Source organism: Rhodococcus sp. P4_F5 (genome assembly GCF_056401315.1).
Genome location: NZ_JBFUJP010000060.1, coordinates 21664 through 30671 on the forward strand (window position 1 = coordinate 21664; position 9008 = coordinate 30671).

General features: G+C 70.4%; 9 protein-coding genes. 3 read left to right on the forward strand and 6 right to left on the reverse strand.

The annotated features are described in order from the left end of the window. Positions 1-51: 51 nt before the first annotated feature. On the forward strand, positions 52-1470 hold the full coding sequence (locus tag AC1DU4_RS20045; protein WP_477842761.1) for an amidase: 1419 nt from the start codon (positions 52-54) through the stop codon (positions 1468-1470). An 81-nt stretch (positions 1471-1551) separates the two neighbouring features. Beyond that, a complete protein-coding gene (locus tag AC1DU4_RS20050) occupies positions 1552-2208 on the forward strand; it encodes a M50 family metallopeptidase (protein ID WP_477842763.1) in 657 nt (218 codons plus the stop codon). Positions 2209-2226: 18 nt separating this feature from the next. Here the strand turns inward: AC1DU4_RS20050 and AC1DU4_RS20055 are convergent, their stop codons facing one another. From AC1DU4_RS20055 to AC1DU4_RS20065, 3 genes are all read right to left on the reverse strand, one after another. Further along, positions 2227-3372 carry an esterase-like activity of phytase family protein gene (locus AC1DU4_RS20055; protein ID WP_477842765.1) on the reverse strand — a complete coding sequence of 382 codons (1146 nt, stop codon included), beginning with the start codon at positions 3370-3372 and terminating at the stop codon, positions 2227-2229. A gap of 159 nt (positions 3373-3531) precedes the next feature. Beyond that, complete coding sequence (locus AC1DU4_RS20060; RefSeq protein WP_477842767.1) at positions 3532-4176, reverse strand: DUF6308 family protein; 645 nt, start codon at positions 4174-4176, stop codon at positions 3532-3534. After that, positions 4169-4750, reverse strand: a complete 582-nt coding sequence (locus AC1DU4_RS20065; protein WP_477842769.1) for a hypothetical protein — start codon at positions 4748-4750, stop codon at positions 4169-4171. Before AC1DU4_RS20065 ends, AC1DU4_RS20060 begins: the two co-directional genes overlap by 8 nt. 157 nt (positions 4751-4907) lie before the next feature. Between AC1DU4_RS20065 and AC1DU4_RS20070 the strand changes: the two genes are divergently transcribed. Further along, positions 4908-6326 (forward strand): phenylacetate--CoA ligase family protein, encoded by a 1419-nt coding sequence (locus tag AC1DU4_RS20070; RefSeq protein ID WP_477842771.1) that lies wholly within the window; start codon positions 4908-4910, stop codon positions 6324-6326. Between the two features lie 222 nt (positions 6327-6548). Here AC1DU4_RS20070 and AC1DU4_RS20075 read toward each other — a convergent pair whose 3' ends face one another. The 3 genes from AC1DU4_RS20075 to sigK form a co-directional block, all read right to left on the reverse strand. After that, positions 6549-7445, reverse strand: coding sequence for a hypothetical protein (locus AC1DU4_RS20075; RefSeq protein WP_477842773.1), 897 nt, complete (start codon positions 7443-7445; stop codon positions 6549-6551). 222 nt (positions 7446-7667) lie between these two features. Next, positions 7668-8435, reverse strand: a complete 768-nt coding sequence (locus tag AC1DU4_RS20080; protein ID WP_477842775.1) for an anti-sigma factor — start codon at positions 8433-8435, stop codon at positions 7668-7670. Continuing rightward, positions 8428-9008, reverse strand: a 581-nt coding sequence (gene sigK, locus AC1DU4_RS20085) for an ECF RNA polymerase sigma factor SigK (RefSeq protein WP_477842777.1), incomplete at its 5' end; no start/stop codon positions are given. The genes AC1DU4_RS20080 and sigK, both read right to left, overlap by 8 nt.

Consider the following 9008-nt stretch of genomic DNA (forward strand, 5'->3'; position numbering starts at 1 on the left):
GCACGCCGAATCCGCGCCCGCGCCCTCCCCGGGCTGGCCTAGGGTCGGGGCATGACGGACGACACCCGCATCCACGCCTTCCGCGACGACGCCCTCGGCGACCTCGACGCCACCGGCGTCGCCGAGGCCATCGCCGCCGGCAAGGTCTCCCCCCGCGAGGTGGTGCAGGCGGCGATCGAGCGGGCCGAGGCGGTGCAGGGCTCGCTCAACGGCATCGAGTTCCCCGACTTCGAGCGCGCACTGAGCCTGGCGGAGCGACCCCGCGGCGGCGTCTTCTCCGGGGTGCCGACGATCGTCAAGGACAACGTCGACGTGGCGGGACTGCCGACCGGGGACGGCAGCGCGGCGTTCACCCCGAAGCCCGCCGCCCGGGACAGCGACTGCGTCACCCAGCTCCTGTCCACCGGCCTGGTGCCGCTCGGCAAGAGCCGACTGCCGGAGTTCGGGTTCAGCTGCTCCAACGAGTACGCCGACGCCGAGCCCGTGCACAACCCGTGGAACCCGGCGTACTCGTCGGGCGCGTCGTCGGGCGGGTCCGCCGCGCTGGTCGCGGCGGGGGTGCTGCCGATCGCGCACGCGAACGACGGCGGCGGCTCCATCCGCATTCCCGCGGCCGCCTGCGGCCTGGTCGGGCTCAAGCCGACCCGCGGCCGCACCCTGCCCGACGCCCAGGACAAGACGATGCCGATCCGCATCATCGCGCAGGGCGCGCTGACCCGGACGGTCCGCGACACCGCGCGGTTCTACGCGGCCGCCGAGTCCTTCTACCGCAACCCCAGGCTGGCGCCGGTCCGCCTGGTCGAGGGCCCGTCCCGAACGCGGCTGCGGGTCGGGGTGATCGTGGACTCGATCACCGGCGTCCCCACCGACGACGAGACCCGCGCCGCCGTGCACGCGACCGCGGAACTGCTCGACGGGCTCGGGCACCGGGTCGAGGAGATGCCGCTGCCGTTCGGGCAGGCCTTCGTCGACGACTTCAGCCTCTACTGGGGCTTCCTGTCCTTCGCGGTCTGCAACGGCGGCAAGAAGATGCTCGGCGCCGACTTCGACAAGGCCCGCACCGACAACCTCACCCGCGGCCTGGCCGCCATGTACCGCAAGAACATCGGGAAGACGCCCCGGATGCTCTACCGCCTGCGGCGCACCCATCAGCAGTACGCGCAGATGTTCCACCACTACGACGTGGTGCTCTCGCCGACGGTCTCGCACACCACACCGCTACTCGGGTACCTCTCCCCCACACAGGACTTCGACGAACTGTTCACCAAGATCATCAACTTCACGGCGTTCACCCCGTTGAACAACGCGTCGGGCGGTCCGGCGATCTCGCTGCCCCTGCACCAGAGCGCCGCGGGTCTGCCGATCGCGTCGCACTTCTCCGCCGCGCACGGCGACGAGCGGACGCTGCTCGAGCTGGCGTTCGAACTCGAGCAGGCGAAGCCGTGGGCGCGGATCCAGGACCCGCGCTGAGCCACCCCAGGCCCGACCGTTGAACGGGGGTTCGGCGTGGTCGGACCGTGCGGCGGCGACGCGGGTTGGCACCATGGTCGGGTGAACTCGTACTGGACCCAGTGGTCGGCCTACCTCCCGGTGCTCGTGGCGGCGGCGCTCGTGCTGATCGGGCCGCTGTGGCAGCTGACCCGGCACGCGGTGACGCTCGCCCACGAGGCCGGCCACGCGATCGCCGCGGTCGGCACCGGCCGCCGGCTGACCGGGATCCGGCTGCACTCGGACACCTCGGGCCTGACCCTCTCGCGCGGCAAGCCCCGCGGACCGGGGATGGTCCTCACCGCGGCCGCCGGCTACCTCGCGCCCTCGCTGCTCGGTCTCGCGGGTGCGGCGCTGATCGCGGGCGGCCAGCTCACCCTGCTCCTGTGGGGCTCGGTGGGACTGGTCGTGGCGATGGTGCCGTTCATCCGCAACTTCTTCGGGCTGCTGGTGCTGATCGCCGCGGGCGGCGCGTTCGGCACGGTCGCCTACTACGGATCACCCACGCTCCAGCTGAGTTTCGGCTACGTCGTGATCTGGCTGCTGCTGATCGGCAACCTGCGCACCATCGTCGAGGCGGCGCAGAACCGGTCCGGGCGGTCGGACCTGGACCAGCTGCGCACCCTCACCCACCTGCCCCGCCTGGTCTGGACCGTGCTGCTCGTCGCCGTGTCCGTCGGCACCGGGGTGCTGGCGTGGCGGGCGCAGTACGTCGGCTGACGCCGTTGCCCTCCGACGCTACCTCACCGCGAGGACGTGGAACATGGTGTGCTGCCCACCATCCGGATTGAAGTTGTCGTCAGCGCACAGCACCAAGGTCCGGGTGCCGTCGTCGAGCGTCGGGCCCCAGGTGATGCCCTCGACATTGTCGGGGTTGGCGCCTGTGTCCGCGAAGTCGAACAGCAGCCTCTTCGGCATCGGGGTCTCGGTGCCGTCGAGCTTCTCCCTGCCGGTGACGGGGGTCGCGCCGGCAGTGGTCGTCCAGAAGATCTGCACCTCGTTGCCCTTGCCGGGCACCGCGCCGCGCTCGATCACCAGGTATTCGTCGTCGTCTACCGCCAGGATCTCGGTCGCCCCACGATCTGCCTTCAACGTCCACCCGGTTGAGTCGACGACGTCCGGGTAGTCGCCGCTGATCGCGTCGACCCGGTAGACAAATTCGTCGACGACGTCACCACTCGCGTTGTCGAACATGAGAACCCTCGAATCGGTGCCGGTCGCGGACGTCGCGATCGAGCCGTCCTGCAGGAGCGAGTTCTCCGTGAGTGCAACGATCCTCGAGCCGTCGGCGGAGAACGTCACACCCTCGAAGGCCAGGTTGTTGCGCACGCCGGACACCGGGGCACCGTCCGGACCCGCCACCGGGGTGTAGTGCGCCGGCACCGGGTAGTCACGGACGAGGGTGCCGTCGACGGTGGCGCGGCGCACGAACGGCGCGAGCAGCTTCGACGCGTCGCCCTCGCTGGTGTACACGATGTCGGTACTGCCGGGAACACGGCGAATGGACTCCGGATCGACCCCCTTCTTCGGGTAGAGCTGGCCGTCGGCCGCGAGGAGGGTCGTCATCTCGGTGAAGGTCGGTGCATCCGCGGCGAAGGCGCCGTCCGGACCGAGATCGAGAGTCATGGCGTAGGAGCGCGCGGGCCCCTTCTCCGACCGGTCGTCGCTGACGGCAACGTAGCTTCTGGTGTCCTCGTCGTAGTCGATCCCCGAGATCCCGCCGAGCGCCGGCCCGAACGGGCTGAGTCCGTCCGCGACCTGCATCGTGTCGATGTGGGTGACTGCGAGGTCATCCGTGCGGGTGGCCGATTCGGCGGTCGAGCAGGCGCCGAGCGCCAGAACAAACGGGGTCGCCACGAGCAGGCAGAGAGTTCTTCGTTGCATGCCGTGGACCGTATGGGTAAGACATGAACAGCTCTTGACCACCGAGTTACGCACTGACCGGGTCCACCGAATCGTGGATCCCCCGGCGGCGGTGGCGCTGCGCCCGTGCAGGAAACCCGCGAACACCTCGCCCTCGGACGAAGGGCCTGCCGCCGGGGTTCAGTAACCCTTGCCCTGCATCCAGGCCAGCACGCCCAGGATCCGCACCGCGGGCACCGCCTCGTCCAGCCCGGCGCGGTCCCGCAGGTCGACCAGCCGCCGGTGCAGGACCCCGCCCCCGTCGCACAGCGCGAGCCGCACCGGCTCCAGGTGCGCGGCCTTCGTCCCGAGCTGCCGGCCCACGACGTCGTCGTAGATCGGGTAGAGCCGCGGGCGTTTGCGCGCGATGAGCTTCGACGCGACGATGCGACCGATCCCGTGAATCTCGCGCAGCGCCGTCTCCAGTTGCCACACAGGCGATTCCGGCGTCATGGTGTCGGATTCGTCGATGAGGTCACGGTCCGGGCCCACCGCCGCGAGCAGTCGGTTCAGCTCCGAACTCGCCTCCCCGAGCATGATCCACGCGCCCTGCGCCGGCACCTGCACCGACAGCAGGGTGATCGCGACCAGGTCGTCCGCGGTGAAGGTGTCGACGTCGGCCTCACGCCTGCCGCTGGGGTCCCACGAGTCCCACCGCGCGCCGGTCCTGATGTGGCCGGTCTTGACGAACGGGCGAGTGAAGTACTCCTGCAGCACGTCGATTGCGCCGGCGTCGTCCCCGTCCCGCAGCACCCGCGGCAGCCGGATCGGCAGGTCGTCACTCATCGGTCGTCTCCTGCGCGAGCACGTGGGCCGCGAACGAGCGGTTGTGGTACTGCGCGTACGGCCCACGGCCCTTGGTCACGAGATGCTCGGCGAGGGGCCGGGTGGCCTTGTCCAGCGGCAGCTCGAAGAACTGCTCGTCGGCGCCCTCGTCGGAGAGGAACCAGTCGAGCAGGACGCCGTCCCCTGCCGCGGACTCCATCGAGGTCGGCTGGATCCGCACCAGCGGGGCCCTGAGCGCGAGTTCGTCCAGGCTGCAGCCTGTTTCGGCGGTCAGCGCGGACGCCGACACATACAGCGCGGTGCGGTAGTCCACGACCTCGCCGCCCTCGGTGAACCGTTCGACGAAGAGCACCTCCATCGGCCCGACGTTGAGGGTGAACAGCCGCTGCCGCTCCGCGGAGCTGTTGGTCGACGGCAGCGCGCTCAGCGTCCACCGGTCCACCTCCCCGCCGGCCGGGTCGTCGAACGCGTCGGCGAGGTACCCGGAGATGAGGTCGGTGACCACGTCGAAGAACGGGTCCTGTTGCAGCGTCGCGAAGTTCTCGTCGCTCGCCGAGGGTTGAATGGTCGCCATGGTGTTCATTGTCCCCGAGTCCCTTCGGTGACGGCAGTCAGCGTCGCCCGGAACCCGACGGCGTGTTTGCAGGGGTGACCTGATTGTGCGGCTGTGGAAGACTGGTCGGCGGGAACACGAGCTGACCCAAGATCTTCCCCTGGCACGGAGAAGTGCGATGTCCCGTTCGGTCCACACCAGCACTCGGGTACGCGATGCGAGAGCGGCGTATGGGCGCGTGCGCGGCGCACACCTCGATGCGGTGAAGGCGGCGTTCGAGGACCACATCCTGCGCCTGGACTGGTCGCGGGAACAGATCGAGCGCTACCGCGAACAGCGGCTGCGGGCGCTGCTCGGATACGCCCACGAACGGTCGCCCTTTCACGCGCGGCGAATACGTGGCCTCGATCCGTCCTCCGCCACGGTCGCCGACCTCGCGAGGCTGCCGGTGATGACCAAACAGGACGCGCAGGACGAGTGGGACGCCATCGTGACGGTCCCCGACCTCGACCGCCGCGAAGCAGAGCGGATTCTGGCCGAGCAACCGTGGTTCTCGTACACACCCGGAGGTCGGCAGATCTTCAGCTCCGGGGGGTCGAGCGGCGTGCGGGGCGTCTACGCGTGGGACTGGGATCTGTTCGTGTCCTTCGCCTGCCTTGCCTGGCGATTCCAGGCACGGGAGGAGCGGCGGGGGCCGCCGCATGCAACCCGCCTCGCCGTGCTCACGGCCGGTGAGCCGCCGCATGCCAGCACGCCGTTGTTCGACGTCGCGACCGCAGCGGGGATGGACACGGTCGTGATCCCCGCACGCGCACCGTTCGACGAGGTCCTCGCCGCGGTCGCCGCCGCCCGGCCCACCCATCTCGTCGGGTACGCGACCGTGGTGGGCCGGCTCGCCCGCGCGGCCCTGGCGGGAGACCTGGAGCTCCGGCTTGCCCGGGTCAGCACGAACTCCGAGCCCCTGCTCGACGAGGACCGACAGGCGGTGCGTGATGCCTGGCACGTGCCGATCCACAACCTCTGGGGGTCGACCGAGATCGGCGTGCAGGCGGTCGGGTGCGGGCACGCCGGCGGGCTGCACGTGTGCGAGGACGAGGTGGTACTCGAACGCGTCGACGAGGCCGGGACACCGGTCGGCGACGACGAGCCCGCCGCCCGGACGCTCGCCACCGGGCTCGCCAACCGTACGTTCCCGTTCATTCGCTACGACCTCGGCGACCAGGTCACGATGCTGCCCGGAAAGTGCTCCTGCGGAAGCGCATTCGCTCGGGTGGCCGACATCGCCGGCCGCCGTGACGACGACTTCCGCTATGGCGAGTGCACGGTGCCCGCGAGTGCGTTCCGCCACGTCCTCGGCACCGATCCCCGCGTCTCCGAGTACCAGGTTCGGCAGACCGGCGCCGGGGCGGAGATCCTCGCGGTGGGCCGACCCGACACGGCCACACTGACTTCGTCGGTGGTGGCCGCGCTGCGCCGGCATGGGCTGCCGGATCCGGAGGTGCGTGTCCGAGCCGTCGGCCGGCTCGAGCGAAACGAATCGACCGGAAAGCTCCGGCGATTCATCGCGCTCGACAGTCACCCAGGAAGCGCCGGGTGACGACCGGCTCTCGCGGACCAGATCCCGCATTTCGTCGAGCGCCTCCTCGGCCACCGGTCCTGACGATGGCCGAGGGGAGGCGGCTCAATCCCCGGAAGCTTTGGAATGCAGCAGATCTGGCGCTCGCCCACAGGGCCGGGTCGCCCCGGAGCCCCGACGGTCCACCCCGCGGAGGTCACCGGCCGGGTGGCCGGCGACCTCCGCGGGACGCGGACAGCTACGTCAGGACAGCGAACCGAACAGATCGGTCAGGCTGCCGGCGCTGCCGGTGCCGCCGTCGCCATCACCACCGCCGGGGCCCGGTTCACCGACCACGATGGTGGCCAGTTCGCCGCCACCCGCGTTCAGATCGGCCGTGGCACTGTCCCGCGGCACGCAGTTCGTGGCCGCGAAGACCGTGGTCGTGCCGAGCGCCGCGTTGGCCAGGAACGAGTAGTAGTTGGCCGGGTTGTCGAATGTCCCGGCATCGCCCGAGACCCGCAGCTTCGGGGTGATGTCGGTGCCGGCCGCGCCGGCGGTCACGGTGACGTCGATGGCTGGCAACTGGAAGTAGGTGTCGCCCGCGGCGTTCGGGGAACCGTCGAGATTGGCCTTGGTCTTGGGCGCCACGATCCCGCCCTCCGCGTCGACGGCCGCGCCGGGACCGTTCACCGCGACCTCATTGTTGCCGGAGAGTCGCAGGATGCCGCCCGCCGCGTCCGGCGCGCCGGTCTCGTTGACGCGCTGCACGTCTGGCGTCACGCCGGCCAGGTTCGTGCCCGTGTTCGCGACAACCTCAGCCTTGACGAACGTGGCGTTCGCGGGAATCTCGTAGTCGACCTTGAGCCGCGACAGGTTGACGGTCGTTGCCCCGGTGTCCACGTCGGGATACGACGCCGGCGTCGGTTGAATTCGGTACGTGAAGTCCTCGCCCGCATCGACCGAGTCCGGCGCGTCGACCACAACGCCGCCCTGGACGGTCTTCGGGATTGCAAATCCGAAAGCATGTGCTGCACAAGATGTCTGGAAGTCCGTCTGCTGCACTGCAGCCGCCGCGGGGCTCGCCCCGAGGAACAAGCCGGCGATTGCGGCGGCGCCGACGGCCGGAACCGTGTAACGAGGTAGCGAAGATGAAAACATTCGTGCTCCTGTTCTGCGGAAGTGAATCCTGACGCACTCGACAATGTGCTGCGCATCACACATGGACGAAGCCGAAAACTAGCACGTGTTTCATAAGCATTGGTCATCTTCGAGCAAAGAGGAGGTAATCCGAACTCACGCCGTGACGGTGGGCGCCTCGACGACGGCACCGACACGCCCTCGTATGCCTGCCCGGGGTCTCGCCAAGGACCCCGGGGCCGGTCAGGCCAGCGAGACCGCGACGATCGGGTCGGTCGTCGGGGACGGAGAACCGGTGCCGGGTTCGACGGTGATCGCGACGGTCTGCGCGTCCCCGAGACCGGCGATGACCTCGCCGGACGGCGGCGGCATGGTGTCGGCGCTCATGGTCCCGACCGACCGGGCCGACTCGGCCGTCCCATCGTCCGGCATCAGCCACATCTGGTAGACCTGCCCCGCGGGCGGCGGCGGCACCGACTCGAGCGAGACGACGGCGGCGTCGAGCTGCCGCGACGCGGTGACGGTGACGGTGCCCCCGGCGACCTCGGCGCTGGCGGTCGAGGTGTCCGGTTCCGCCATCACCTGCGCGACGCTCGGCGGCGCGGGTTGGTTGTCGGAGAGCTGGTTCACGGCCACCGCCCCGCCGACGCCGATCACCACGACGGCCGCCGCGGCCGAGATCACTCGCGTCCAGCGCCACCGGCGCGCCGCCCGGTGAGCACCCAGGTCGGCGACGGCCTCGACCTCGTCCACAGCGCCCTCGTCCACAGCGGCCAGGATCCGGGCCCGCAGGTCGGACGGCGGCGGGGTCGCGTCGAGGACCGACGTCCGCGCCGTCGTCTCCCGCACCTCGCGCACGATCCGCCTGAACTGCGCCGAGGTGTCCGGGTCGGCGGCGGCGAGCCGCTCGGCGATCTCGCGTCGCTCGGCGTCGGAGACCGCGTCGAGCGCGTACACGTAGGCCAGCTCGAGAAGTCCGTCGTCGCCGGGAGGAGTCGTGGTCTCAGGCATCGGTGCTCACCCCCAGGCAGTTCTTCAGTCGTATGAGTCCGTCGCGGATGCGTGACTTGACCGTCGGCAGCGCCACATCGAGCTGGTCGGCGACCTCCCGGTAGGTCTGGCCGCCGTAGTAGGCCAACCCGATCGCCTCGCGCTGCGTCGCGGTCAGGGAGTCCAGGCAGCCGGCCACCGCCTCCTCGTCGAGGCGCTGGCCGACCTCTTCGACCACCACGTCGTGGTCGCGGCCCAGTTGCGCGTACCCGTACACGGCGTTGCGGTCCGAGGCGGACTGCTCGGCCCGGACCCGGTCGACGGTCCGGCGGTGGGTCAGCGTCATCAGCCACCCGACCGGGCTGGAGCGGTCCGGGTCGTAACGTCCCGCGCCCGACCAGATCTGCAGGTACACCTCCTGCGTCACCTCCTCGGCGAGCGCGGGGTTGCGCAGGATTCGCGTCGACAGGCCGAAGACCCGGGCGCAGGTCAGGTCGTAGAAGTCGGCGAACGCGCGGCGGTCGCCGTCGGCCACCGCCGCGAGCAGTTCCGTCAAACGGCGGGCCTGCGCGGCGTCACCGGTGACGCCTGCCG

Bases quoted from the DNA above. Each gene is read 5' to 3' on its own strand.
- AC1DU4_RS20070 (WP_477842771.1), top strand. From the start codon at position 4,908: ATGTCCCGTTCGGTCCACACCAGCACTCGGGTACGCGATGCGAGAGCG.
- AC1DU4_RS20065 (WP_477842769.1), bottom strand. From the start codon at position 4,750: ATGGCGACCATTCAACCCTCGGCGAGCGACGAGAACTTCGCGACGCTG.
- AC1DU4_RS20060 (WP_477842767.1), bottom strand. From the start codon at position 4,176: ATGAGTGACGACCTGCCGATCCGGCTGCCGCGGGTGCTGCGGGACGGG.
- AC1DU4_RS20055 (WP_477842765.1), bottom strand. From the start codon at position 3,372: ATGCAACGAAGAACTCTCTGCCTGCTCGTGGCGACCCCGTTTGTTCTG.
- AC1DU4_RS20075 (WP_477842773.1), bottom strand. From the start codon at position 7,445: ATGTTTTCATCTTCGCTACCTCGTTACACGGTTCCGGCCGTCGGCGCC.
- AC1DU4_RS20045 (WP_477842761.1), top strand. From the start codon at position 52: ATGACGGACGACACCCGCATCCACGCCTTCCGCGACGACGCCCTCGGC.
- AC1DU4_RS20080 (WP_477842775.1), bottom strand. From the start codon at position 8,435: ATGCCTGAGACCACGACTCCTCCCGGCGACGACGGACTTCTCGAGCTG.